Here is a 25,969-nt window from a genome sequence, read left to right on the forward strand (position 1 = left end):
AAGCATGCTAAGAAGAGAGGACCACTACATGATAAAACAACGCCATCAACAGGGGGCATTTATTGTTGATATTGCCCATCAGATAGGGTGTTCAGAAAAAACGGTGAGACGGCACATTAGCTATCCTGCGCCGCCAACAGCAAAACGCGGTAAAAAACAGGTTGCTAAACTCGAGCCCTTTAAAGACTACATCGATTCAAGGTTGAGTGAACAGGTTTGGAATGCGGCGGTTATTTTTGAGGAAATCCGTGAAAAAGGCTACCGGGGTGGGAGTGCGATGCTCCGACGTTATATACATCCCAAACGTCCGCTCAGGGCCTCGAAAAACACGGTACGCTTTGAAACCCTCCCCGGTTATCAACTTCAACACGATTGGGGAGAAATCATCGTTGAGGTGGCAGGCTCTGCCTGTACGGTTAATTTTGCCGTTAATACGCTCGGTTTTTCGCGTCGCTTTCATGTCTTTGCTGCCCCTAAGCAAGATGCTGAGCACACGTATGAATCGCTGGTTCGCAGCTTCAATTACTTCGGTGGCAGCGTAAAAAATGTCTTGGTAGATAACCAAAAAGCCGCTGTTATCAAACATGGACAAAATGGCCACATCGAGTTCAATGCGGGCTTCCTGCAACTGGCTAATCACTATGGGTTTAGCCCTCGCGCCTGTAAGCCTTATCGACCGCAAACGAAAGGCAAAACCGAACGGATGGTGGGCTATGTTAAACACAATTTTTTCACTCGCTACCGTCAGTTTGAGAGTTTCGCTCATGTTAATCAACTGCTAGCGATGTGGCTGGCGAAAGTGGCAGACCAGCGTCATCTTCGTCAATTCAAGCAGACACCGGAAAATCGTTTTGCTGAGGAAAAAATAGCCTTGATGCCACTCCCTGCGACTGATTTCGATACCAGCTACTTCGACCTACGACAAGTGGCATGGGACAGCTATATCGATGTCAGAGGTAATCGCTATAGCGTGCCTTCATTCTGGTGTGGTCGTGCGGTTAATATTCGTATCGGTTTAGATAATACGCTACGTATTTACGGCGATGAGCAACTGCTCGCGACGCATCTCTTGCAGGAGGTAACGCAGGGCTGGCAAAAGGTGCCAGAACATCATCAAGCCCTTTGGCAACAGGTCAATCGAGTAGCGTCTCGTTCGCTCAGTGTGTATGAGGAGCTACTCTGATGGAAATGGAAAACTTGTTGATACGGTTAAAAATGGATTACCTGGGCGATGCGTTGGAGAGTTTATGTGAAGAAGCCACCAAGAAAGCACTGAACTACCGTGAATTTCTCCAGCAGGCATTAGCCCAGGAATGGAACGGGCGTCACCAAAAAGGCTTGGAATCGCGGTTAAAACAAGCACGTTTGCCGTGGATAAAAACCTTGGAGCAATTTGACTTTACTTTCCAACCAAGTATAGACAGGAAAATTATCCGCGAGCTGGCGGGGCTGAGGTTTGTCGAACATCATGAAAACGTCATTTTGTTAGGCCCACCTGGGGTAGGGAAAACGCATTTGGCGATAGCGCTGGCTGTCAAGGCAGCTACAGCTGGGCATCGGGTATTGTTTATGCCTCTGGATAGACTCTGCTGTACCTTAATGAAGGCAAAGCAAGAAAACCGTCTGGAACGCCAACTTCAGCAACTGTGCTATGCCAGGGTATTAATACTGGATGAAATCGGGTATTTACCGATGAATCGCGAAGAAGCTAGCCTATTTTTCAGGTTATTGAGCCGTCGTTATGAAAAGGCGAGCATCATTCTCACATCAAATAAAAGTTTTACTGATTGGGGGGACGTATTCGGTGATCACATTTTAGCAACTGCGATTTTAGACAGGCTTTTACATCATTCAACCACATTGAATATTAAAGGAGAAAGCTATCGACTCAAAAATAAACGCAAAGCAGGCATGTTGCCTATAAAAACGACTGATATTATCCAGGCGCCTGGAATAGAAACCCAACAGGAAAATTAGCAAAAACTGGACATTTTAAAGTAGCAAAAAGTGGTCAATCTAAAGTAGCGTTGACAATGGTAATGCGCGAATATACGATGCAAATATATACGGTAATGCACGAGTGTACGGTAGCGCGTGTGTAGGTCGCACAAAGTCGCGAGGATATGATCGAATAGATATATATGAGAATGCTAAAATATACGGTAATGCTCGAGTAATGGGTAATACGACAGTGCGCGGTAATGCGCGAGTTTTTGGCACTGTACAGGTAACAGACACAGCAGTTAATGTTATAGCAGAGGATACACAGATATCGGATACTACGCCGAGTGTGAACGAAGCGACAAACGTTAGCAGGGGGAGGGCGGTAAGCCCAATCCCTAGAAAAAATGCCTAAATGGTCGTCAGGTGTCTTATCCCTAAAGGTACAGACCTAAGAGCGGGGGCTTTGTTTACTGGTCGAAGCACGAAGACAAGCACGAACAAAATACTTTGGTACTGTTAGGATCATTTAGCTGAACCAGTCTGGTTTAAGTTATTGATGTTATCTAAACAGTACCACATATCACCGGTTCGTTAAAAGCATACCTAAAGCAAACTCACCGCATACTAACGAACTATGTGTATCTCTCCTGGGAATGTGCTCAGGAACCATCTATAACATAATTAATTGAACAGGATCATCCGTGTGATATACGCCGTCCCAGCATTTCCATAATTGGCCGCATTGGGAGACGTTTTTGTTTTTGAAGAACCTCACGGGCTTCCCAGCGATCATGAGCAGCTTGGAGGTTTAACCAAAACTCAGGGGTTGTCTCGAACAACTCAGAAAACAACGTCGCTTCCTCTACAGTTAAACGACGACGTCCCTTACACAACCGGTTAACCGTTGCGCGGGTAACTCCCATAATGTCCGCTAATTCTTCTTGACCTATTCCCAGCGAGGTTAAAAACTCTTCCTGCAAAATCTCACCCACAGTGGTAGGTTCACGGGTAGTGGTATCAAGCATAAATCCCCCTAACTAGGTGTCTTGATGAGGATCAAGGTAGATGTTTTCAGCATATCCATCTTTCCACTGAAACATTAACCGCCATTGAATATTGACTCTCATGCTGGACAAACCATAAAACTGTCCAGAGAGGCGTTTATAATAATTACTGGTTGGAATAAACAAATCGCGTTCACTGTGTGCAGCGGCTAACATATCAAGCTTTTTAGCTAACTGGCGTTCTATTGTTGCCGGTATTGCGCGATCTCGTTTACTCTCCATGTAGAACAGTTCTAAGTTTTTATTCCTAAAAGACTTAATCATTATCTGTTCCATCATTCCATTCAATACAAGTATTGTATAATTTAAAGTTACAACATGTAAAATTAAAAGTTACTTTTTTTGATTTTACATTAATTACTGCATGTTTGATGTATGCAAAGTTTACATAGAAACGAGATTCGATGACTTTACGCCACGCTTGCATGGATTCAGCAGCTGAGAAATTAGCCATGGCTTTGTTAGATATTTTAGATTTTTGCGTCAGGGCACAAGTTCCGGAGCGCTAGGCCTAACACTCCTTTATCTCATACTAAACATATTAGAATGTCAGATTAAATTCAAACTTTTACAATTTACTTTGATATTTTTAGCCGCCCCTGGCGATTTAAATAGAATTGAAATATCACATGGGCTCATGCTGGAATTGACTTAACAATTGGGACACCCAAACCTACCCTGAAGAGCGTTATTTCGGTCACCTAGCTTATGCGTGGATAATATTTACGAAACCTACCAGTGTTTAAAGGATGCGGGGGTTATTATTAATAGACCACCTCGGGATGAGTATATGGCATTTATACGATCACCCGATAATATTTCCATTGAATTGTTACAAAAAGGTGAGAGATTACCAAAACAAGAGCCATGGGCGTCCGCACCAAATATTGGACATTGGTAATTCATCAAAACCCAGTGGATGATATCAATTTCCTTTAATCTTATTCATCAAATAAGGAATAATATAGCTAAATTGTTTAATAATGATTACATCCAATGCGCCAGAAAAATGCCATTACAGGGGCTATCGGGTCGCGCAAGGGAACTTCCCCCCGACCCACGACCCCTAGTTGAGCAAATTTTACAGTGGTTTTAATGGCGCACAAATCTCTGACAGCAAATTTATTTTCACAGCATGAGGAAAAGGTTTTGTCATTTCTTGACACTTTAGCGCATCTTTCACAAGTATCTCTGTATTGTCCGCCGGATTGACAGTTATAGCATAGGTAGTATAAGTATTGAAATTTAACAGTTTGCGCGAAATTCTTCATCGATAGCTAGTGAGCGTTAGCGAGTTATTTTGAAGGGAGATGGATAGCATAGCGGGCAACGCCCGCTAATCACTGTTAAATGATGTTGTATCCTAATGTCAAGAGTGGCCGCGGTTTGGATCAATACCCACCGCCTATGCCAATTATCGTTACTATAGATAACTTTTATCCAAGGTGAATTGATATATTTCATCCAGATCAAGCGTTTCTTTAAGATGGGTTAAGTTACCTGGAATAAACAGTATAAATCTTAGGTTTAAAGTAGCATGAAAGGGCTGGCCTTTTAACCACTCTTCTCCTATCTTTTCATCTAATTTTTTACCTAAAGAAATAGTTTCACTCAATATATTGCTGTATAGGGGATCTGTAGGAGTGGAGTCAATCACTGCATTATTATTCACTGTTATTTTGTCGAGTGTAAGATAGGCATCAGCCGTTTTTTCTAAAAGAGATGTCACTTTTAAAATTAGGTTGCCTGTTTTAATTGATTTGGTTTCAATTTCAAGCTTTCTTTCAAAATCTTTACAATCTATAACCAGCTGAAAATGCTTTGTAATGAAGAATTCATTATCTCGCTGAATTTCTTTCAATTCACCCAAATCAATCTCGGTTGGATTAGTGCTAATACTACAACCAGGTACATCCCTCGCAAGCGCTTTGTTAACGAAAGAGAATGCCATCAGGGCAGTGATGATAAGTGTCAGGGGGATCATCTTCATCTTATATTCCTTTTTTTTTGGTACGCCATTCAAAATTTACCGACAGATTGCCGGAATAGTTTCATAAGGGGCGTCGTCTTTGGGAGGGAGCGAATTTAATATAAAGTCCAGCGTGCAACGCTGCCCGTTATCATCTTCAATCACCACGCCGTTGCCGGTATGCTCAGCGGCCAAATAGATGTCACTGTCGCTGCCTGTGATACTCAGATAGTTCCCCCTTGCGTCCAATACGGCCATTCCCTGCGGGAAAATCTTTCCGTCGGGTCGAGTGACTTGCAGTAGAATTTTTCGGTGTCGTTCGGCTTTCAGACTGACACGGCTAACGGAGCCTCGTCCAGCTTCGGTGACACTGAGGGCGTTACGCACCTCGACATTACGTGGTAGTCCATGAGTAACCAGCTCGACATGTGAGCGCTGATAAGGGGTAATGGAAGGCACGGCGGCGCGGCCACTGCCGTTGATCCATACTGTACCGGCAGGGGTCTGTATCTTCGCGCCAGGCAACTCCGGAAGACTAACGATACCAAAGGTATCACTGACTGACTGAGGCGAAAAAAGTAAACCCTGGCCGTCATACACCACACCACCATTCATACTGCCAGACCATGAATGACTATTGTGCCCATTATAGGAATAACCTGCATACAGGCTGGTATAAAGTGGCCGCAGGTTCAGTGAGCCGTTAAAACCATACCGCCGGAACCGATTATCGAGGGTGGATGTCCCCAGGCTGTAACTGACATATTCATTGACTTGCTGGCTGGCGTTGAGAGAGGCACGGGTGTAACGCCCTTCTTGGGTGGCAGAGAAGCTAGCGTAAGCCCTGCCCAGTGGTAGGCTAATATTCAGATAATACCTATTTTCATCGCGTTGGCCGCTGTGGGGCTCCATGGTTAAAGAAACATTCGCGTTTCCGAAACTGCGGCTCCAGTTAATGACAGGATAATTTTCAGCACTGCCATCAAACCGCTCGGTTCGAGTCAGGCCGAAAGAAAAAGCACCGAGGACTTCGTTATTCCATTCCAATTTGGTACTGTAAAGTCGTTTTTGCAAGCTACGGCGTGATGCATCGGATCGAGGCCGATCGGTCAGATGTCGAAAACCAGCACTATAAAAGGCCGCACTGACATCCCCTGACAGGTTTTCACTCAGTAACATGTTGTGTCCTGCTTGCGTCACCGTGCCTTGTGTCCCCGTTCGCGCATCACGGGCGACGAGCAAGCGAAGATAGCTAGAAGAGTGCTTCCACAATTGGGTAGAGGCATTTAGTCCAGCAGAGGTGTAGTGTTGCGCAGCCAGGATCCCCGCCGTCATATTGCTTTGTAATGCCCTCACAGGAAGGGTCGCTGTTGCTGTAATGAACCCGTTGCTGTTCAGGTCGGTAGTTCCATATCCAGTATCCCGGTGCTTTCCGGCGGCGAATGTCCATCTTCGTTGTACAGGCATGAAATTTGTGGCAAATGAAGTTGCCGGAACGATAAAGCGACGTTGCTCGCCGGTGTTTTCAATAACGGACACTTCCAGGTCTTGCGACAAACTTATCAGTGGCAGATTTTCCAACACAAAATGGTCAGGGGGAACCAGTGTGGAATAAATCAGGGTGCCACCTTGACGAACTTCTACACGTGCGGCTGATGGCGCAATGCCGGAGACACGAATGCCGTTGTCAGTTTTTATTAATGCGGTTTCCGGCATTAACAGGAATCCATTAAACGACGGAGCAGAAAATAGAGGGCTGTTGAGATAGAGCTGACCCGCCTGCAGGGTTGACTTGATATCCGGAAATGTTCGTTGTATCCAGGCGCTTTGATGCTTAAATTGCGCTTGATTTCCCTGACCAGAATAGAGGTCGTGGCTGCGTATTACCCAATTATCAAAATTAAAACCGCTTTCCGTACTGCCATAAAAGGTTTGCGAAGTATATCGAGGAGTGTGGTTACTGACGGCGAAAAGAGAGTAGTTCAGCAGCGAGGCGCGCCCGCCACTCACATACAGGGGTTCAGACTCACGATTATCAAGCAGTTGGGGAGGAACCAAAAGTTCAATACGATTACGCCCAGGCTGTAGTTTTGCTTCAATACTTGCGGGTAGTGACGGACAGAGATTATTCTGATCCGATACCCTGCTATCAGGCTGTTGCGTTAGTATCCCCGCGGCCTTCAGAAAACGCTCATCGGCACACAATGTCCCCTGGTCGCTAAAGTTGACTGACAGGGTGCCGCGCGAATTGCCATTGACCACCAGAGTGGGATGGTTTACCCCTGGTAAAAAGCGAGCACTAGTCTGAAAGTAGGTTGCAACCGACGCAGGGATCCCGCGAGCCCTGATTATATCGGTATTAAAATTGGTCAGAGACTGCGCCCGAGAGTTGTCGAGCAGACACAGTGAAAATGATAGCACCAGGGCAAAACCAGTGGGACACAAGCGTATTTTCATAGCTAAAATCCTTATGACGCGGTGACGGGGAGAGCAACAGGCGCATGCATATAACCGTACAGCGATGCCGGGGTTAGCCTGACACTGGTAACTGGACTTTTCTGCGCTGGCAGGGTGACGAACAGGGTTTTTCCCGGAAGAATGTAGCTGTCCGGTAAACTGGCGGTGCTCTGAGCGGGTAACAGCGTCAACACGGAATGAAACCGCACCACATAGGGCGACGGATTGTGCACCGTCAGGCTGTTGTTAGCGATTTTCCATTGCAAATGCTTCCAGGGCGCGTAATCGCGTTTAAGACCTTTGGGTCTTACAATGACCGGCATATTTTGGGCGAGATTGATAGCGATATTTTTTGTTGATTTGTCATTTTTGGGCGGAATGCCTTCAAAGATCACGCGGGATAGGCGTTCCGTTTTAAGGTCATGGATGCGCTTCAGTATAAAACGCACCACCTGAGTGTCGCCGGCTTCTACTCGAGAAACCGGGGGGGTGACAGTAAGAAGTTTTTCCGGGTCTTCAGGCAGTGTCTGCAGGGTGGTGAGCATCATTAAGGGATAATCGGCTTCGTTTTTTACCAGGAAGGACTGTTCTCCCTCATCAGCCTCTATTATCACCACAGACGTATGAGGTTTCAGATAACCGGTTATTCCTGTTGCTGGGAAAAAGATAAATGACAGCAACAGCACTATAATATTTTTTATTGGCACGATAAAAATCTCCTTATTTATATTTATAAGGTGAGTTATTAATAAATTGAATGATATTAAAGCGGTTTCTTAATAACGACCCGACGCTTATTAAATAACAATGGGTGCTATAGAAAATCCGCTAAATAATTTTTTCGCGCGAAGTAATGCAAAATATCCCCTAATAAATTAAAGCATTTTTTATTAAGAAACCGCTTTATTCTTAAACAAGGCAGCAGAAATAAACTGCCCTAAATTTAATAGTTTACTGATTTAAATTTAATTAAATTAAATATATTTCAGCTCAAAGGTGGTAGATCCTTCAAATTGAGTTTCACCCATTGTTCCAGCATCTTCTCGGTCATAATAGAAAACCAGTGTTGGGGTGATTTTGACCGAAAAATTTCTTCCTGAAGAGGGGGTGTTTTCATTAATACCCCATATTTTGGTATCGGCCATTTTTTTATTATCATAAAAAGGTTTGCCAGCACCATCTACTGTTGCATCTGAGTAGTTAAGAAAGTAAACCCCTGTTCTTTTTTCTCCTTCCAGGCGTCTTAAACCAAACGCTTGACCAAGCGTTACACCATCAAGTTTTAAATTTCTAAAATTCATCACCGTGGCGTTATCATAATTATCTTTGGGTTTAACCCCCAGGGTAGCGATGCCGTCACAACTGGCTGTTAATACGACACTTTTATCATTTCTCTTGATATATCCAACATCATCTGTGACATCGATACCACGCAACTCCTTACCTTTAGCGAGACGGGTAAATTGACCTGAACTAATCGTACCAAAATCGAGTATATTGTTTGATAGACTTATATTACAGCTAGTGGGTGTCAGCTTACCTGTTACCTTTAAAATTGCAGATGGATTGTGAGCCATCGCACTGAAAGATGCCGCACATAATAATGTACTGACCATAAATCTATTGAAGGTATTGCAAGTTATTTTGTTCATAATCACTCCTTACCTAAAATAATTAATGACATATTGTGATGAAAAATTTTTAGCATTACCTAAATAAATGTTGTTTTTACTTACCTCTCTTAAGAAATAGCCTTGTCGATAGATTCAACCCATTATCACAAATAATGTTTTATCCCTTTTAATATAATTTTCGTCCTGTTTGTAAAACGGCATCCTTACCTTATTACCTCCCAATAACCTAATTTCGAAAATCCCTGGTGATCGCTGCTTCGTAAAAAATAATAGTCGATGTGAACACATAGGAAAGGCATGAAATGGCTAGTCGGAAGCAGTCGGAAGCAGTCGGAAGAAAATAATTTAAGCTGGAAGAAGTCAGAATGTGATAGTGATCACACTTTATTTAACGGGATTTAGAACTTATATCTTTAATTTAACCTAATTAAATCATTAACTTGATTTATTTTTTCCGGGTGAAAAATGATACTGTTCGCATCGAAACTGAACAATATACGTTTGAGATCACCTCGGAACCCCATAGCATCAACCACCTTGTTTAACTCAACATGACGGCCTTTGAAAACCCTGTCATTAAGTTCATCATAAGATAATTTTTTATCTCGATTTTTATTTAGATACTGAAACAAAGAACAATTTAAAGAGCCTTGACGGAAAGACGTAAGGACAAAACACCCATCAAGGATCACTTGACGGGTGTTTTCATTATATGAAAGATCATGTTTTTTTAATTGGTTAACATTATTTTTCGCCTCTATGTGGTAAATAACAACAATCAAAAAAAACAGTGACACCGTCAAAAAAGTTATAAAATAAAACAATTACATTACCTCTATCATTTTTTTCAAGCGAAAATAAAGTCAAATCTATTTTAGTATTGATTGCCTGTTAGCTTATTCATCTCAATCAATAATTTTTGGGTTGTTGCATTTTGATATGTTTCCATTACATCAAAGATATTGCGGATTTTTTCTTCTACGGATAATTTACTATTAAATACTTCATCAAAAACAGCAGCAAGAAAGTTATCAAAATCAAAATTATCCTGATACCAATTACCAATGTTTTTAATTGGTGTGTCTAATAAATTAAAATCACGAATATGTACCGATGTACAATGTTTCAGTATATTCGTTATCCTTGTCTTTACCTGCTCTTGATCCTCTAAATTATCGGTAAGTAGGATAGAACGTAATACTTGTAATTTTCCTATAGAATGATACCTGACCATCGCTGGAATATAGGTTACCGTCATTTCCGGCGAGAATTTATTTACGGTAGCTGCTCCCATCGGACGCGCTGCCAACTCTTCATAATATTTATACCATCCAATCAACCCAATTATACCGTACACCCCAATTACAACTAATTTTAATAAATTCAAGAGAATACCTATTTTTAGCAACAGAATTTAAATTATTTATAATTTTAAATTTTTAAAAACATTCAGTGCAAGTGTGTAAAATACTCCGCAAACAATATTTTTAGGGAAACTAATAATAAACATTTTCATGATAATCTATGAGCTTAATATAATCATAATTGATATCAGTAAATGTATAATTAATGCGTAATCGCGATATTCTTTTTTTTAACCAATATATTAACTTATAAAATATGCTTTTCTTTTCATTTTGTGTGACTACTAATATTTTATTTTTTAACGCGCGTTTTTTAGCTCTACTCTGTCTATTGCTCATCATGACGCTCTCCTATTTTCAATAAACTGGATGCCAAGCGGAATAAATTCTGGTGGAATATAGCAATCAAATCCGACTTTGTAGCAAAAATTTTTAAACTCTTGTAAAGAATTAACTTTCGATTTTCTGTATATCCTGCACAGAGCATTGCCTATCGTTCGAGGGGAGCGATGGAGCTTCTTCGCGACTTCTTTAGCATTCATTGACTGTAATATAAAAAATATGATTCTCAGCTCTAATTTGTTAAATAATTTCATTGGAGGAGCCACCTTTAATCCTGATGGGGTGATTTTGCTCGCATACTGTTGGGTGAGTAGAACTGCCAGATCACTCCAGTCGAACCCTCCTCAGAACCGGACTTGCGGAACTACCGCATCCGGCTCCCGATAGATCAGTGTCCCCACACCTATTCAGCGAGATTGAAACATTGATCGGGTTTTCCATTTTGTTGGATAACCCCGCATTTTAAGGATTAAATCGAGCTTTTCCCATGTCAAGCGACGTTGTCCCCCTTTACGGTTAAACCACCTGAAGATGATATGGCGACTTTGGTGTATAAACTGGCCAACCCGTCTTTGATTGTCTGAAATGCCGTGGTAGTTTACCCAGCCTCTGACAACTCTAATGACGGTGTTTAGGGTTTGCCTTTTATCTGTGACAAGATTCCTCCAAAGAAAGTCTCTTAATCCTTTGAGTTTGGCTGCGAAACGATCTTTTCGACTGGTAAATTTTAGCCGCCAGTATCCATTTCGCGTTTTCCCCCAATAGCAGGTAAACCCCAGAAAGTTGAACGTCGGTAAACGTTTTCCAATCTGGCTGGCTTTTAGTGTAGTGTTCAAGTAAACCCAGACACATTTTTAAGACAAATTGACTACAGGTATAAGCTCAAATTCCATGGGTGAAAAATAAGCGAGTAGACTATGTGGTCTTCTACTATTGTAATAGGCTAAATAATCCAGCCCCCCTAACTTGGCATCATTACGGGTTTTAAGTATTTCATAATTCAAGTATTCATATTTCAAGCTCCGAAAAAAACGTTCTGTTGGTGCGTTATGCCAACCTTGCCCTTTACCACTCATACTGGCTTGCACACCCATCACTTGCAAATGGGCACGATACTGATGGCGGGTATATTGGCTGCCTCTATCTGAGTGATGGAGCAACCCTTTTGGAGGTTTTCTGCGCCAGTAAGCCATCTGGAGAGCTTGTACACACAGTGCTGTCTTCATGTGGGCTGCCATTGCCCAACCGATTATTTGGCGCGAGTATAAGTCCATCACCACCGCTAAATACATCCAGCCTTCATAAGTCCAAACATAGGTGATATCCGTTGTCCATACCTCCTCTCTCTGAGTAACGGTAAATTCCCGCGCCAACAGGTTGGGTACGATAGAATGATTATGAGCGCTGTCCGTTGTTATCTTATGGCGTTTTGGATAACGGGCAAAGGTAGGTTTCTTTTGCTCACGAATAAACTGAAATCTTATCCGTTTTCTTTCGCAAAGAAGACCGCCGCTTTTTTTTATATTTCACGCTCCATTAACAAATTATTGCGCTCTTTGCGCAGACGAAGTAATTCTTCACGCTCGGCCAAACTAAGACTCACCTGTTCAGAGCCTACCGGGGAAACTCCCCCCTTTCAGCCTTGACCCAGCTTTTTATCGCTCTTAATGAAACCCCTAAACTCTCTGACGCTTGTTTGCACGTATACGCTTTTTACAGGACTCACTTTGCTGCGTCTTGTTTAAACTCCAGCGTAAATGTCAATGGCTTCTTTTTACTTTTCATTTTATACACCTCTGATTTGCAGTTTATTACAGCTCTTCAAAAGTGGCCGGAAACATTAGACCATTACACTGGCTCATTCATCTTGCTGTGCAAATACCGCTTGACGGTATTACGCGAGATGCCCAGTTGTCTGGCGATAGCTCTTTGTGACAGCCCCTGTTTATACAAAATCTGAATTTTCATGAGTTCTTCTTTTGAAATCAAAGTACCTCCGAAAAGACACCATGGTGAAAACAAGTGGCTCAGATTTCAATTGTTGGCTTGGCTCAGTTTTGCATTGTTGGTAACACTTTCTCTGCTAAGTGCTAGAGAGGGGTGTCCATCACATCATTACATCCCTCTGACTATTGTCAGATATGGAACACCCGCCCACCTCCTTCAGGAAGTTCGACGGTCAGACTCAACTTTCCGCCCATAGCTTCAATATAACGTTTCAGCGTCGCTAGTTTAACGTCGTTACCTCGTTGCTCAATTTGAGTTATGGCTGGCTGGCTGACCCCCATCGTTTCAGCCAGAGATTTTTGTGAAAGCTGCAATTCTTCCCGCATCAACTGGAGTCCAGTTTCCAGAATCATTTCATCCGCCATTTCTTTAATCCGCGCTTGGCTCTCTGGCGAACGAGCTGCTACAGCATCACGTAATGTCTTCATTTCTGTTCCTCGATCACGGTTAAATGTGCGGTAAATTCTTCATCCGCTACGCGGATCATCGTATCGTAAAACCGCTTGTCGTTACTTTTGTCACCGGCGCACAACACGATAGCTTGACGTTTAGGGTCAAAAGCAAAAAACGCGCGTACCGGGCGGCCTGAATACTGTACGCGTAGCTCTTTCATGTTTTTGTGCCTGGAGCCTTTCACTGTATCGGCATAGGGACGCGACAGTTTCGAGCCATAAGTTTCAAGGTTGGTTAGATCGGCTAGTATCTTTTCCTGCATTCCCTCTTCTTGTTCCTGTAGCCAGACGTCAAATCTTGGAGTGAAAATCACTGTCCACAAAATCAAATCCTCATAAGGTATAGCTTATATTTTTATAATATAAGTTATAGATTATGTTTTCAACAATTTCGCCACTTTTTAACATAGGTAAGCTTAAAAAAACGACATAAAAGCCCCATAATAACCGTCTAAAAGCCCCGCAACACCTGACTTTTGGCTAATTTAGGAGTCCAATTGCTCAGTGGTACGGAAGCCCGCGCTAAGCCATTTTCAAGATCTTATATACCGTTGAGTGGGCTATGTTTAATTGAGTTCATCCACTGCGCTGGGTATAACCTGCAAAGTTCAGAGAGATTGTGATGTTCCGTAATAGTTAGCGTATTTCCTGATAAAACAATTGGTGCCAATAGGGTATACTTCTCCTTAACTTTTTCTGCACTTATATACTTTTGTACCGGCGCAGATACACGAGTGCGCCGGTAAGTTTATCTACCTCATTATTCGTGACTGATACCGCCTTCAAGGTGTCGTATGTGAACGGAGAGGAACCCCAACAAGCAAGCGAGGCCTCCAACGCTTCCCATGACAACAAACAGCCATCGTACCCCGATAAGTTCACCCAACGGGGTAGTTAACGCCAATCCGAGCGGAGCACCCAGCCCAAGAAGCATGTTCATCAACGAAAGGACTCGTCCCTGCTGGTGATTAGGAATACTGCTTTGCAGCAGGGTAGTCAGCGGAGCCTCTCCCAAAATAAAGGTCAGACTACTAATCATCCAACAGATAGAGGCAATCCCAAAAAGACTGGCAGGCGTGAGCCCCGTCAGCGCTATGGCAAAACACGAGAAAGAAAGGCCCCATAGCATCCAGGAAATTTTTTTTCGCGGTGCAAAGAAAGCCACACCGAGCCCGCCAGCTATTATGCCTGCGCCCGCCATGCCTTCAATAAAGGCAACCTCAGGGGCACCACCGCCAAAATGTGTCTTCACTAGCAAGGGGGCCAGCGTGAAAGCGGGTGAGGTTATCAACATCATAATGCCTATCATCGCGTAGAGGCGTCTTAACCCAGGATGACTCCAGACCAGATTGAAGCCTTTGTCAGCGCTAATGATAAAAGACCGTAAATTGCTAATTTAATTTGTCCACTCAAGCCAGAATGCAGTTTCCTTTGTGGTGACAAAGCCATGAGGGAAATAAGCATGCTAAGAAGAGAGGACCACTACATGATAAAACAACGCCATCAACAGGGGGCATTTATTGTTGATATTGCCCATCAGATAGGGTGTTCAGAAAAAACGGTGAGACGGCACATTAGCTATCCTGCGCCGCCAACAGCAAAACGCGGTAAAAAACAGGTTGCTAAACTCGAGCCCTTTAAAGACTACATCGATTCAAGGTTGAGTGAACAGGTTTGGAATGCGGCGGTTATTTTTGAGGAAATCCGTGAAAAAGGCTACCGGGGTGGGAGTGCGATGCTCCGACGTTATATACATCCCAAACGTCCGCTCAGGGCCTCGAAAAACACGGTACGCTTTGAAACCCTCCCCGGTTATCAACTTCAACACGATTGGGGAGAAATCATCGTTGAGGTGGCAGGCTCTGCCTGTACGGTTAATTTTGCCGTTAATACGCTCGGTTTTTCGCGTCGCTTTCATGTCTTTGCTGCCCCTAAGCAAGATGCTGAGCACACGTATGAATCGCTGGTTCGCAGCTTCAATTACTTCGGTGGCAGCGTAAAAAATGTCTTGGTAGATAACCAAAAAGCCGCTGTTATCAAACATGGACAAAATGGCCACATCGAGTTCAATGCAGGCTTCCTGCAACTGGCTAATCACTATGGGTTTAGTCCTCGCGCCTGTAAGCCCTATCGACCGCAAACGAAAGGCAAAACCGAACGGATGGTGGGCTATGTTAAACACAATTTTTTCACTCGCTACCGTCAGTTTGAGAGTTTCGCTCATGTTAATCAACTGCTAGCGATGTGGCTGGCGAAAGTGGCAGACCAGCGTCATCTTCGTCAATTCAAGCAGACACCGGAAAATCGTTTTGCTGAGGAAAAAATAGCTTTGATGCCACTCCCTGCGACTGATTTCGATACCAGCTACTTCGACCTACGACAAGTGGCATGGGACAGCTATATCGATGTCAGAGGTAATCGCTATAGCGTGCCTTCATTCTGGTGTGGTCGTGCGGTTAATATTCGTATCGGTTTAGATAATACGCTACGTATTTACGGCGATGAGCAACTGCTCGCGACGCATCTCTTGCAGGAGGTAACGCAGGGCTGGCAAAAGGTGCCAGAACATCATCAAGCCCTTTGGCAACAGGTCAATCGAGTAGCGTCTCGTTCGCTCAGTGTGTATGAGGAGCTACTCTGATGGAAATGGAAAACTTGTTGATACGGTTAAAAATGGATTACCTGGGCGATGCGTTGGAGAGTTTATGTGAAGAAGCCACCAAGAAAGCACTGAACTACCGTGAATTTCTCCAGCAGGCATTAGCCCAGGAATGGAACGGGCGTCACCAAAAAGGCTTGGAATCGCGGTTAAAACAAGCACGTTTGCCGTGGATAAAAACCTTGGAGCAATTTGACTTTACTTTCCAACCAAGTATAGACAGGAAAATTATCCGCGAGCTGGCGGGGCTGAGGTTTGTCGAACATCATGAAAACGTCATTTTGTTAGGCCCACCTGGGGTAGGGAAAACGCATTTGGCGATAGCGCTGGCTGTCAAGGCAGCTACAGCTGGGCATCGGGTATTGTTTATGCCTCTGGATAGACTCTGCTGTACCTTAATGAAGGCAAAGCAAGAAAACCGTCTGGAACGCCAACTTCAGCAACTGTGCTATGCCAGGGTATTAATACTGGATGAAATCGGGTATTTACCGATGAATCGCGAAGAAGCTAGCCTATTTTTCAGGTTATTGAGCCGTCGTTATGAAAAGGCGAGCATCATTCTCACATCAAATAAAAGTTTTACTGATTGGGGGGACGTATTCGGTGATCACATTTTAGCAACTGCGATTTTAGACAGGCTTTTACATCATTCAACCACATTGAATATTAAAGGAGAAAGCTATCGACTCAAAAATAAACGCAAAGCAGGCATGTTGCCTATAAAAACGACTGATATTATCCAGGCGCCTGGAATAGAAACCCAACAGGAAAATTAGCAAAAACTGGACATTTTAAAGTAGCAAAAAGTGGTCAATCTAAAGTAGCGTTGACATCACACAAAACGCAGAAGAAGAAAGTGTTAATAAGAGCACCGCGAGTAAACGGGGGAATAGGTGTTTTAGGGGTCGCATAATGGCTTTCCTTACATTAAATGAGTGTGGGGGTAATGATAATCAGCAGCAGGCTGTCGTCTTTTTGGGCTTTGGTGCCACCGCCCAAGCCAAAGAAGGACGCCGATCCCACCCCTTGCTGGTCACTTTTGTGATTCATTTGTTGAAAACCGCTGAGCACCAAGGCCTGCCCGGAACGCAAAATCACCCGTTGGGTCAGGGTTTTCAATTGTGTTTTCATCAATTCAATGCTGCTGTTACCGCTGGTGAAGGTGCGCCGGGTCGGTTTATCGCTGATGTTAATGGAGAATTGCAGCTCAATTTGGCTGGAATGCGGCATGATGTACGGCAATACCGTCATGTTAAAACCCGTCGTCATTGTCGATTTGGTGATCGAGGTCGATGTACCCACGTTGGCGGTAGTTTCCGTATTCACTTGACTGGCGTAATCCTGCTGGTCACCTATCTGGATGGGTGCCGCCGACATATTGGTGGTGGTGCTGGCTTGCTGGGTCACCAATGACACACTGGCTTGTTCAGACAGTGCTTTGATGAAGGTTTTTGAGTTGGCAAATGTGCCGTCCAGAATAGACAAGCCTCCCGTCAGCGCAGAAGCCGATGCCTCCGTGAAGGTACTGCCCAGTGACCCCGCCACACGGCCGGCGTTAAATACCGCCTGCCAGTCGATTCCCATTTGATCCTGCTGGCGTTTTGCCACTGAAAACACTTTCACGTTGAGCACCACTTGACGGGTGAGCTCCTTGTTACGATCATCAATATGCCGTTGCACCTCGCCAAGCACCCGGGGGGTATCGGTGACGGTCAGTAACCCTGCGGCCAGAAACAAGCGCCCGGTACCGGGTGTCAACATCGCCTTCACGGTATTCTGTAAATCGTGGTAGCGTTCTCCTTTCATTTCTGTGGTGGTGATCTGCGAGGTATTCACATCGCCCGACAACCCGCCGCTGCTGCCAGACGCCCCCGATGATGTTGTGGTTCCGCTGACCACTTTTGAACTAAAGGCGGTCTTGGAATCGAGAAACATCACCGGGAACGTGCGGGTATCCAGATAAAAAATCGACACCCTCCCCTGCTCATAACGCCAGAAGAGCCCTAATCGCGTGGTGACATCGTCAAGCAACCCGGCCAGAGAGCCCTGCCAGTAAACGCCCCGCAGGCGATTGGGCCGGTTCGAGGGCATGTTGGGTCTCTCATTGCCCCCGATGGCCTCCAACGGCACCATACCACTGGCCTCCGGGGCGGGCAGCGCGCCCTGCATTTTTTCGGTTTTCCCTTGCCCGGCTGAAAATTGCGCATCCGGGGTCACCACTACCACGATACGGCAAGTACGGGTGATGAAGGCACTGACCTCGGCCAATGTCACCTCGCCAGGACGGGTAAAGGTCACGGCACACCCCGGTAATGGCGCCCGCGTTGGCGTTGTGCTGTTTAGCGGCAGCGGATTGATCCACTGGGTGCTTAACTCTTGCACCGGTGAGCCTGACGTGATTTGCGTAAATTGCTGTTTTGCGTGGCGGAGCTCCTCATCGGCCTGCTTTTTAATGTGGTTAACGCGATCAAAGCTGGCACAACCGACCAGCAGAAGACTGAGTGCGAAGGCTAACGCCGACACAGTGGACATTTTTGGCATGAAAAAAACCCTATCAATTGAGATAGACAAGCGCGGTGTCAGGAATGACGTTAGGAAGCGTGATGTTTAACTCATCACCCCGGTTATCCACTAAGCGGCGCTGGTGTACCCGTCCTAGCAGCGCCGAATCGCGGGTCTGGGCTCTCAGTGCACGCATTAACCCCGGTTGGTTAGGTTGGTAGACAAAGACCCGACCCTTTTCAATAACATGTGCCAACGACGGCACAGAGGCGAAACCCAATTTCGCCTCGCTGATAACACCCCGATTTTGCGGGTTGGCGTACAAATAATCATTAATGGTATTGATGTAATGCACCGTCTGACGGGCGCGCTGCTGGTTTGCACTGTCAGCCGCTTGCGTGGCCTGATAAGCCCCCCGGTGGTTCATATCGGCAATCATCAAAAAAAGCACTAAAAACATCGACAACAACCAATACCCCAGACTCATTAGCGCACCGCCTTGTCATCGACTTTCAGCAAGCATTGGGGGGTATTGATACCGGCAAACAAGGGCACGGTGGCCGTGGTATACAAGTGAAATACGCCGTTTAACGCCTCGCGAAAACTCCCGGGAAAGGATAAAGGGGCATCAATGCGGTAATTGATTTCGGTTGCCCAGACAATATTCCAGGTGGCATTCTGCCCATGCGGGCACTTCTGTGCTGCCGCCCACACATACAGCGTATCTTTGAGGGTGGAGCCCCGTTCTGCTCGCCACATTTTTGCCGCCTGAATCGGTTTTGGTACCGACTTAACGCTACCCTTAACCGCAGGCGTCGTGGCCTTCGTTGAGATGAAGCCGCTCGATACCGTCGTGCGCTTTTCCTTACTGTCCGCTGTTGCGTTAACGTCCTTGTTAAGCGCCTGCTTCGACACGGTTGCGACCGGCGTGGGGGGTTGCGTGAGGCCTGTTGCTGTCCTCAGCTTGTGCTCCGATAAACGAGGGCGTATCGCTGTAGCACTAGCCTGTTTTAGCCTCTCTTGCGCCTGGGCAATCCGTTGGCTATGCGTGTGTATTTGGGTCGCCACAAAGTTCAGGGCATCGTTATCGGCAGGCCGATGATGCCGCGTGCTACTACAGCCACCCAACAACATCGATAAAAATACGAGGGTTGGCATTAATTTCATGAGGGATCACTTTCATGTAAAAACAAAGGAGGGAGTAAATCATCATTCTTTTTGGGTGAATTTCGTTAACAATACGGTATTCAGGCAAGCTCGCTTCAACGTGATCCAACAAGGTGAACAATGCATCACGCTCTTCCTGACAAAAAACAGGATCCCTGCCGGCCTCTTGATGCAAAGGTAACGTATTCAAATAGCCTGCGAATTTGTCCCTTAAATCGCGAGGAGTTATGGTGCATAAGCCTCTTTTTTCCGGGGTCAAGGTTGTTTTCATGAGAGTTCCTCCCTTGTATACCCTTCGCCTTTCAAGTTACGGCGGCATTGGCTACGGGTGTTCGCCGCATCACGTAGTCTATCTACGCTCATCGGTCTCACCCCCTGGCCGCCTTGCGGTAACTCGAAATTCATTGGGTATATCCAAACAAATTGATGGCCTGCTTTGTTAAGAAAATTCATTTATGCGCCCACTCGCGTGGACGCATAGTGAATTCACTTTTGCTACTTGGATTGCTGATTTATCTCACAAAATCAGTCGTCCTATTCGTCGAATGAACATACTGTACAGACTGTTCCCGCCCCAAGCCCGGCTATCGTTTATCGCCCACCGTCCGGCTATCCAGTGTGTGCCTGCGTTCTCCACCTACTGGAAGGTACTTTCTCTAAATGCAGGCAATACGAAGCCCTGCGTTAAACGCGAATAAATAATAAAAATGTCTTCATTTAATAAAACGGCAAGGATTTCCCGTGCAGCGCATGACGGCTTCACGTTAATTATTATTTTAAAAATAAATCCTTCATCCCTTTTATAATCTGCGAAGCGCATCGCAAATTTTCAGCACTGATTCTTTTTTTCTCTCTTCATCGCGAACAGTGAATAATTTATTTTACCGCCAGGAAAAGTGTTTTATTTTATACTGAGTAAATAGTGTTTTTCTGGCTTTCTTTTTTTCTTTAGCCAATTTATTAATCTATAAAATAATTTTTTATTTTCATTTTGCGCGATCGCTATTATTTTATTTTTTAACGCGCGGTTTCTCGCCCTACTTTGTCGGTTACTCATCACGACGCCCTCCTATTTTCAATAAACTGGATACCAAGCGGAATAAATTCGGGTGGAATATAACGATCAAATCCGGCTTTCTGGCAAAATTTTTTAAATTCTTTCAAGGAACTGACTGCCGATTTTTGGTACATCCTGTACAGATTATTTTCTATCGTCCTATGAGAGCGATAGAGTTTCCTCGCGATCTCCTTAGCACTCATCGACTGCAATATAAAAAATATGATTCTCAGCTCTGACTTGTTAAATAATTTCATTGGAGGAGCCACCTTTAATCCCGAAGGATTGATCCTGCTCGCATATTGCTGGGGTGAAATAAAATCCATTTTTTTGCCATAAAACACCGTGCCTACACACTCATTATTTTCATCATAGAGCGGAAACTTTTCATACAAATAAGGTTGCAACTTTTTCTCTCGACCAAAAAAATGGGTTTTAATCAGCGTCACTCTTTGCCCACTGTTAATAGTGTCCAGATCTTGTTTTTGCAACTCCGGAGCAAATTCAGAAATCGGCGTGGGAAGTTGTTCATCACGCTTTCCTTCAATTTTAAATCGGGCCGGAATATTTAAAAATTCACGAAAAGCCCGATTAGTATAAATAAATCGGGATTCGCAATCTTTTATACCCCAAATATCGTTGCTACTTTCCATTATGGATATTAGGGGAAATGATTTTAATGAATGATTAATATTGGTCATCGCCAGTCAATCCCAATTAAATTGATTTTTATTTATTAAATAGTTTTTTCTTTTCATTTCGTGTGGCCGCTACTATTTTTTCTTTTAATGCGCGGTTTCTCGCCCTACTTTGTCGGTTGCTCATAATGATATTTTTCTCGGATATCTTTTTTTCTGACAAGATATAAATATTCCCAGTGATCAAATTATTATTCTATTCACATCTATTCTTCGTTATACCAATCGCAGAGATGGATGAAAAACGACGCAAATGATCTTCCAATCTTAATTCTGATTCACATTTTTTTGTTCTTTTTGAATGTCTAGCACTTTCTATTAAAAAATTATTTGCCTTCGCTGTTATTTTAACCGTCACTGTCGTTCCTGTTTCATTAAAATCATTATCTAATGTCACTCTCTATTGCTCCTTAATTTAATCTCTTTTTTATAAATACGACTATAAATTACAATAACCTTTAGATGATGTATACGAGGAAAAAAGACACGTTGCAATTAACAAAAAATTATGCATCAATACAATTACCCTGTCTCAAATAACCCATCATGTGATGCATGTCACATTTTAATAAAAACAATAGTTATATAGTTATTTTTTATATTGTCGTCTACTGAATTAAAATAACAAAATACATTTTTATATATCTATTTTAGCTACTCTATTATTTATGGATATAGAACAAATACTTATATTAAAAAAAACATAGAAATTTATTCGGTACAAAGCGCAGTATCTCGGATCTCCAACGTTAACAGTGTCAATCTTATGCTAAATAACGATCTTAATTCTGAAAAAGACTGTAAATTATATTTATGGGCAGCATTGTTAAGATGAGAATTTACCGTTTTCACACTAATGTTTAATTTAACAGCAATATCCTTATTTGCAATGCCTGATGAGTACATAGCTAATATTCTCACTTCAGCCGCTGAAAGCTCATGAAAAGCCCTCATAAGAAATTTAGTCTGATTATCATCGTAAATAAACATATCTAATCCCTCCAAGATTTTAATGAACCACTCCTAAAATAGTTTCCATCACCGACTATATTTTCAAAGTCTGGGTTTCGGTCGCTCCGATGAATTTACTGAACAACCAAAATCGTTAACATGACTGAGTACAATCGATTCCTCTGCTATACAGATAGAGAACGTGACCATCTGTACACCACTGAAACCCAACTCACTGATAACCGGCATCACCAGACCCACTGTCGTCAAACCCGCCACAATCGCGACACCTTGATTTAAAAACAATATCCTTATTTGCAATGTCTGATGAGTACATAACCAATATTCTCACTTCTGCTGCTGAAAGCTCATGAAAAACCTTCATAAGACATTTAGTGTGGTTATCGTCGTAAATAAACATATCTCATCCCTCTAAGATTTTAATGAATCAATAAAACTGTTTTAACAACATTTTCTCTGTCCCTAAATATCTACTGTTACATTTCTATTAAAATAAAAGTTACAGCATGGCAAAAGCTATCATGCCAATTGCTGCACCTGTCGTTCCTAAAATAGTTTCCATTACCGACCATGTTTTCAACGTCTGGGCTTCGGTCGCTCCGGTGAATTTACTGAACAACCAGAAACCAGAATCGTTAACATGACTGAGTACAATCGATCCCCCTGCGATACAAATAGAGAGCGCGGCCATCTGTGCCCCACTGAAACCCAATTCACTGATAACCGGCATCACCAGACCCACTGTCGTTAAACCCGCCACAGTCGCGGAACCTTGAATGACACGTACGGCAGCAGAAAGTACAAAACAAGCAATAGCAATAGGTAAACCTGCATTGATCAGTGCATTACCCAAAGCCGGGCCGACACCTGAATCTACCAAAACCCGTTTAAATACCCCACCTGCTCCTGTAATCAACAGAATAATACCGGCGGGCTGGATAGCGGCTGAGCAAATATCCATGATTTTCTCTCTATTCATCCCACAACGGAGCGCTAAACCATAAATAGCAATTAAGCACGCGGCTAAAAGTGCAGTAAACGGATGACCGATAAATTCTAACCAATGGAACAAAGGGGTGCCTTGCTCAACAAAGCCTGTACCTAGAGTTCTCAAACCCACTAACACTAACGGAAAAAGTATCAACGCCAAGCTAAAACCAAATGAAGGTAGCTGGCCTTTATGGCTGTTTTCCCCCGTCTCTTTAGGTAATGTGAGAATAACGTGACGGCTAATAAAGCTACCGTACATTGGACCAGCCAGGATCATTCCAGGGATCGCCGCCGCCAGACCAATCAAAATCATCCAACCATAGTCAGCACCCATTTGGGACGCTAACAGCATTGGAGCCGATCCTGGCAGCAAAAAGGCGGCAGCGGCAGCCACACCGGCAAACAATGGGATAGCCAATTTAATAACATTACCACGTGTGTGACGGGCAATGGCAAATACGGTGCCAATAAGTAGCACTACTGCTACATCAAAAAACAAGGGGAGAGCACAGATAAGACCGACGATACCTAACGTATAATGAGCACGTTTTTCACCAAATGTTTGTAGCAATTTCATTGCAATTTGATCAAGCGCCCCAGTTTCATGCAAAATTCGACCGAACATCGCCCCCAAAGCGACCACAATAGCCAAAAATCCTAATATCCCTCCCATCCCTTTTTGCATAGTCTCAGCTATTTTTTCAACAGGCATACCAGAAAATACCCCTGCACCCACGGAAACCAGTATTAAAGCAATAAAAGCGTGCATACGTACTTTCATCACTAAAAATAACAGCAACAAAACTGATCCCATAGCTGTTAACACCAGCGTTAAAATATTCATAATTTTTCCTTGCTCCCTTCCATTGCTTGGGTTCCTTTGGCGTGAATATGCTTCACGGTAGCGGCAATGACATCCTTAAGTGGTACATTGACATCAATGGCATAGACATCCTGTTCATCTTCATTGGGTTCTTCTAAGATATTGAATTGTGTGATTAACAGTTGAGACTGAAAAAAATGGCCATGACGGGCTTTAAGTCGGCGCTCGATAACATCGAAATCACCCTTCAAATAGATAAACGAAAGATTTTTGTTATTTAAGCGTAAATGGTCCCGGTAACATTTTTTCAATGAAGAACAGGCAATCAACGAAATTTCGTGGACACTCTGCTGCATAGCAAAAGCCGCATCACTCAGAATGGCCAGCCAAGGCATTCGATCCTCATCATTCAGGGCTTGCCCCTGAGACATTTTGATAATATTTGCGCGGGGATGTAAAAAATCCCCATCGAGAAAAGCCGCATTAAGCTGGCGAGCAACCGCATTGGCAAGGGTAGATTTTCCACTGCCGGAAACACCCATAACAATATAAACGTGATGCGGCGGACACTGTTGGATATTCATATCGACTCCTACAGTGAGGTCATATTCATGACACTAACAATGTTACCGGTAACATTTGAAAGTGAAAAAAAGCACGAAGAAATGGCAGTAATTTCTGATATTAATATCATATTTTTCATCAGATTAGCTTTTGTTTTCATGATATCACCCTCTATTTTTTAACTCTATGCTTCACCTTTTAAACAGAGTAAGGTTCACTTATTACTCAAACTACCACTTATCAAAACAAAAAACCAAGTATTTAATACTCTTTATTACGTATCATCGCTAGATACTTTCCCCATCAATAACAGAAAAGCCCACATCAATTTGCTTAGAAGAAGACATTTTATTGTGTAAACGTTCCAGCAAACATTTAGCAGCCATTCGACCAATACACTCACGAGGTGTTAATACGCTCGCTAACCGTGGTTTCATAACCTGACCAATATCATGTCCATGGAAACCAGCAATAGCCATATCCTTAGGAATGGCTAAACCCCGCCGCTGACACTCAAACATCGCACCAATAGCCAGATCGTCATTCGTACAGAAAATACCGTTTGTTTTCGGATGAACTTTCAAAGTTTTATCCAATAATTGACAACCTATCGAGTAGGAAGAAGGAGACGCAACAAGGACACTCTTTGGCTGTAAATGATTATCACACATCGCCCGTTCATATCCCTGTTGTTTTATCAGCGTACGCTCATCCTGACGTGCACCTAAGTAGACTGTATTACAGTATCCACGTGTGATCATGCGTTTGGTCATTTGATAGGCCGCTTTAAAATTATCAAAACCTACTGCCATATCGATGCACGGTGAAACAGAATCCATGACTTCAACCACAGGTATCCCAGCGACCTTTATCATTTTCAGTGTACGCTCTGTATGCGTGCGTTCCGATAAAATTAAGCCGTCAATGCTGTAAGAAAGCAATGAGGTTAACCTTTCCTCTTCCAATTTTGGCTGATAGCCATAATGTGCCAACATGGTTTGGTAATGGTGTTTATCAGTAATACTTTCAATACCACGCAGAACTTCAGAAAATACTTGGTTGGTCAGTGAAGGTAATAATACACCGATAGCACGACTGGTAGAGTTAGACAAAATACCTGGAGCCCGATTGGGAATATAGCCGAATTCATTTAAAGCGGTAGCAATTTTGACTTGTAAGCGCTCTGAAACTCGGCGTGGATCACATAGATAACGACTCACTGTCATCTTACTGATCCCGATCATGTCAGCAATATCTTGCAATACCGGCTTTTTCTTTTTCATGGTTATCCATAAAAAAACAGA

Annotated in this window: 30 protein-coding genes and 3 pseudogenes; 5 read left to right on the forward strand and 28 right to left on the reverse strand. The window is 43.5% G+C overall.

From position 1 onward, the window contains the following. Positions 1 to 4: 4 nt before the first annotated feature. From istA (AACL30_RS11810) to AACL30_RS16530, 3 genes are all read left to right on the forward strand, one after another. A complete protein-coding gene (gene istA / locus AACL30_RS11810; protein WP_339056344.1) occupies positions 5 to 1,183 on the forward strand; it encodes an IS21 family transposase in 1,179 nt (392 codons plus the stop codon). Then, positions 1,180 to 1,977, forward strand: coding sequence for an IS21-like element helper ATPase IstB (gene istB, locus AACL30_RS11815; RefSeq protein ID WP_339058365.1), 798 nt, complete (start codon positions 1,180 to 1,182; stop codon positions 1,975 to 1,977). Before istA (AACL30_RS11810) ends, istB (AACL30_RS11815) begins: the two co-directional genes overlap by 4 nt. A gap of 85 nt (positions 1,978 to 2,062) precedes the next feature. Further along, positions 2,063 to 2,356 (forward strand): hypothetical protein, encoded by a 294-nt coding sequence (locus AACL30_RS16530; protein ID WP_422389605.1) that lies wholly within the window; start codon positions 2,063 to 2,065, stop codon positions 2,354 to 2,356. Between the two features lie 283 nt (positions 2,357 to 2,639). Here AACL30_RS16530 and AACL30_RS11820 read toward each other — a convergent pair whose 3' ends face one another. The 15 genes and pseudogenes from AACL30_RS11820 to AACL30_RS11890 all read right to left on the reverse strand — a co-directional run bounded on the left by AACL30_RS11820 (position 2,640) and on the right by AACL30_RS11890 (position 14,697). After that, positions 2,640 to 2,969, reverse strand: coding sequence for a HigA family addiction module antitoxin (locus tag AACL30_RS11820; protein WP_339056785.1), 330 nt, complete (start codon positions 2,967 to 2,969; stop codon positions 2,640 to 2,642). 12 nt (positions 2,970 to 2,981) lie between these two features. Next, positions 2,982 to 3,287: a type II toxin-antitoxin system RelE/ParE family toxin gene (locus tag AACL30_RS11825; RefSeq protein ID WP_339056786.1), complete on the reverse strand. Its 306-nt coding sequence runs from the start codon at positions 3,285 to 3,287 to the stop codon at positions 2,982 to 2,984. A gap of 1,144 nt (positions 3,288 to 4,431) precedes the next feature. Then, positions 4,432 to 4,998 (reverse strand): hypothetical protein, encoded by a 567-nt coding sequence (locus AACL30_RS11830; protein ID WP_339056787.1) that lies wholly within the window; start codon positions 4,996 to 4,998, stop codon positions 4,432 to 4,434. A 36-nt stretch (positions 4,999 to 5,034) separates the two neighbouring features. Next, entirely contained in the window at positions 5,035 to 7,434 is a 2,400-nt protein-coding gene (locus tag AACL30_RS11835) for a fimbria/pilus outer membrane usher protein (RefSeq protein ID WP_339056788.1), read from the reverse strand. Positions 7,435 to 7,445: 11 nt separating this feature from the next. Next, on the reverse strand, positions 7,446 to 8,141 hold the full coding sequence (locus AACL30_RS11840) for a fimbria/pilus chaperone family protein (protein ID WP_339056789.1): 696 nt from the start codon (positions 8,139 to 8,141) through the stop codon (positions 7,446 to 7,448). 267 nt (positions 8,142 to 8,408) lie between these two features. After that, entirely contained in the window at positions 8,409 to 9,086 is a 678-nt protein-coding gene (locus tag AACL30_RS11845; protein WP_339056790.1) for a hypothetical protein, read from the reverse strand. A gap of 395 nt (positions 9,087 to 9,481) precedes the next feature. After that, complete coding sequence (locus AACL30_RS11850; protein ID WP_339056791.1) at positions 9,482 to 9,892, reverse strand: hypothetical protein; 411 nt, start codon at positions 9,890 to 9,892, stop codon at positions 9,482 to 9,484. Positions 9,893 to 9,942: 50 nt separating this feature from the next. After that, on the reverse strand, positions 9,943 to 10,455 hold the full coding sequence (locus AACL30_RS11855; protein ID WP_339056792.1) for a hypothetical protein: 513 nt from the start codon (positions 10,453 to 10,455) through the stop codon (positions 9,943 to 9,945). Between the two features lie 726 nt (positions 10,456 to 11,181). Beyond that, positions 11,182 to 11,595, reverse strand: a pseudogene (locus tag AACL30_RS11860) (group II intron reverse transcriptase/maturase); the annotation flags it as partial. 33 nt (positions 11,596 to 11,628) lie between these two features. Further along, the gene (locus AACL30_RS11865) at positions 11,629 to 12,297 is read right to left on the reverse strand and encodes an IS3 family transposase (protein ID WP_339058468.1); all 669 of its coding nucleotides are present in this window, start codon (positions 12,295 to 12,297) and stop codon (positions 11,629 to 11,631) included. Between the two features lie 352 nt (positions 12,298 to 12,649). After that, positions 12,650 to 12,763 (reverse strand): annotated as a pseudogene (locus AACL30_RS11870) (helix-turn-helix domain-containing protein); the annotation flags it as partial. Between the two features lie 146 nt (positions 12,764 to 12,909). Then, positions 12,910 to 13,209, reverse strand: coding sequence for a helix-turn-helix domain-containing protein (locus AACL30_RS11875; protein ID WP_339056793.1), 300 nt, complete (start codon positions 13,207 to 13,209; stop codon positions 12,910 to 12,912). Next, complete coding sequence (locus tag AACL30_RS11880; protein WP_339056794.1) at positions 13,206 to 13,556, reverse strand: type II toxin-antitoxin system RelE/ParE family toxin; 351 nt, start codon at positions 13,554 to 13,556, stop codon at positions 13,206 to 13,208. Before AACL30_RS11880 ends, AACL30_RS11875 begins: the two co-directional genes overlap by 4 nt. Positions 13,557 to 13,993: 437 nt before the next feature. After that, complete coding sequence (locus tag AACL30_RS11885) at positions 13,994 to 14,530, reverse strand: MFS transporter (RefSeq protein WP_339056795.1); 537 nt, start codon at positions 14,528 to 14,530, stop codon at positions 13,994 to 13,996. Positions 14,531 to 14,556: 26 nt separating this feature from the next. After that, positions 14,557 to 14,697, reverse strand: a complete 141-nt coding sequence (locus tag AACL30_RS11890) for a hypothetical protein (RefSeq protein WP_339056796.1) — start codon at positions 14,695 to 14,697, stop codon at positions 14,557 to 14,559. On the opposite strand from AACL30_RS11890, the gene istA (AACL30_RS11895) reads away from it, so the two are divergent. Next, a complete protein-coding gene (istA, locus tag AACL30_RS11895) occupies positions 14,696 to 15,874 on the forward strand; it encodes an IS21 family transposase (RefSeq protein WP_339056344.1) in 1,179 nt (392 codons plus the stop codon). The genes AACL30_RS11890 and istA (AACL30_RS11895) overlap by 2 nt on opposite strands. Next, a complete protein-coding gene (gene istB / locus AACL30_RS11900) occupies positions 15,871 to 16,668 on the forward strand; it encodes an IS21-like element helper ATPase IstB (protein WP_339058365.1) in 798 nt (265 codons plus the stop codon). Before istA (AACL30_RS11895) ends, istB (AACL30_RS11900) begins: the two co-directional genes overlap by 4 nt. 151 nt (positions 16,669 to 16,819) lie before the next feature. On the opposite strand, the gene AACL30_RS11905 is transcribed toward istB (AACL30_RS11900), so the two are convergent. From AACL30_RS11905 to gntR, 13 genes and pseudogenes are all read right to left on the reverse strand, one after another. Continuing rightward, on the reverse strand, positions 16,820 to 18,433 hold the full coding sequence (locus AACL30_RS11905; protein WP_339056709.1) for a PilN family type IVB pilus formation outer membrane protein: 1,614 nt from the start codon (positions 18,431 to 18,433) through the stop codon (positions 16,820 to 16,822). Positions 18,434 to 18,446: 13 nt separating this feature from the next. Beyond that, positions 18,447 to 18,881, reverse strand: a complete 435-nt coding sequence (pilM, locus tag AACL30_RS11910) for a type IV pilus biogenesis protein PilM (RefSeq protein ID WP_339056710.1) — start codon at positions 18,879 to 18,881, stop codon at positions 18,447 to 18,449. Continuing rightward, the gene (locus tag AACL30_RS11915) at positions 18,881 to 19,561 is read right to left on the reverse strand and encodes a toxin co-regulated pilus biosynthesis Q family protein (RefSeq protein WP_339056711.1); all 681 of its coding nucleotides are present in this window, start codon (positions 19,559 to 19,561) and stop codon (positions 18,881 to 18,883) included. Before AACL30_RS11915 ends, pilM begins: the two co-directional genes overlap by 1 nt. Further along, complete coding sequence (locus AACL30_RS11920) at positions 19,509 to 19,832, reverse strand: hypothetical protein (protein ID WP_339056712.1); 324 nt, start codon at positions 19,830 to 19,832, stop codon at positions 19,509 to 19,511. The genes AACL30_RS11915 and AACL30_RS11920 overlap by 53 nt, the downstream gene beginning before the upstream one ends. Further along, entirely contained in the window at positions 19,829 to 20,014 is a 186-nt protein-coding gene (locus tag AACL30_RS11925; protein ID WP_339056713.1) for a hypothetical protein, read from the reverse strand. The genes AACL30_RS11920 and AACL30_RS11925 overlap by 4 nt, the downstream gene beginning before the upstream one ends. 603 nt (positions 20,015 to 20,617) lie before the next feature. Then, positions 20,618 to 21,271 carry a helix-turn-helix transcriptional regulator gene (locus tag AACL30_RS11930; protein WP_339056714.1) on the reverse strand — a complete coding sequence of 218 codons (654 nt, stop codon included), beginning with the start codon at positions 21,269 to 21,271 and terminating at the stop codon, positions 20,618 to 20,620. Positions 21,272 to 21,512: 241 nt separating this feature from the next. Then, positions 21,513 to 21,713, reverse strand: a complete 201-nt coding sequence (locus AACL30_RS11935) for a TraY domain-containing protein (RefSeq protein WP_339056715.1) — start codon at positions 21,711 to 21,713, stop codon at positions 21,513 to 21,515. A 314-nt stretch (positions 21,714 to 22,027) separates the two neighbouring features. Then, positions 22,028 to 22,306: a helix-turn-helix transcriptional regulator gene (locus AACL30_RS11940; RefSeq protein ID WP_339056716.1), complete on the reverse strand. Its 279-nt coding sequence runs from the start codon at positions 22,304 to 22,306 to the stop codon at positions 22,028 to 22,030. Positions 22,307 to 22,364: 58 nt separating this feature from the next. Then, positions 22,365 to 22,561: pseudogene (locus AACL30_RS11945) on the reverse strand (gluconate transporter); the annotation flags it as partial. Next, positions 22,500 to 22,688 (reverse strand): hypothetical protein, encoded by a 189-nt coding sequence (locus AACL30_RS11950; protein WP_339058511.1) that lies wholly within the window; start codon positions 22,686 to 22,688, stop codon positions 22,500 to 22,502. The gene AACL30_RS11950 and the pseudogene AACL30_RS11945, both read right to left, overlap by 62 nt. Positions 22,689 to 22,787: 99 nt before the next feature. Then, positions 22,788 to 24,122, reverse strand: coding sequence for a gluconate transporter (gntU, locus tag AACL30_RS11955; protein ID WP_339056717.1), 1,335 nt, complete (start codon positions 24,120 to 24,122; stop codon positions 22,788 to 22,790). After that, on the reverse strand, positions 24,119 to 24,685 hold the full coding sequence (gntK, locus tag AACL30_RS11960) for a gluconokinase (RefSeq protein ID WP_339056718.1): 567 nt from the start codon (positions 24,683 to 24,685) through the stop codon (positions 24,119 to 24,121). Before gntK ends, gntU begins: the two co-directional genes overlap by 4 nt. 267 nt (positions 24,686 to 24,952) lie before the next feature. Further along, entirely contained in the window at positions 24,953 to 25,948 is a 996-nt protein-coding gene (gene gntR / locus AACL30_RS11965) for a gluconate operon transcriptional repressor GntR (protein ID WP_339056719.1), read from the reverse strand. Between the last annotated feature and the right edge of the window lie 21 nt (positions 25,949 to 25,969).

It is taken from the genome of Candidatus Regiella endosymbiont of Tuberolachnus salignus, assembly GCF_964020115.1.
Classification (GTDB): domain Bacteria; phylum Pseudomonadota; class Gammaproteobacteria; order Enterobacterales; family Enterobacteriaceae; genus Regiella; species Regiella insecticola.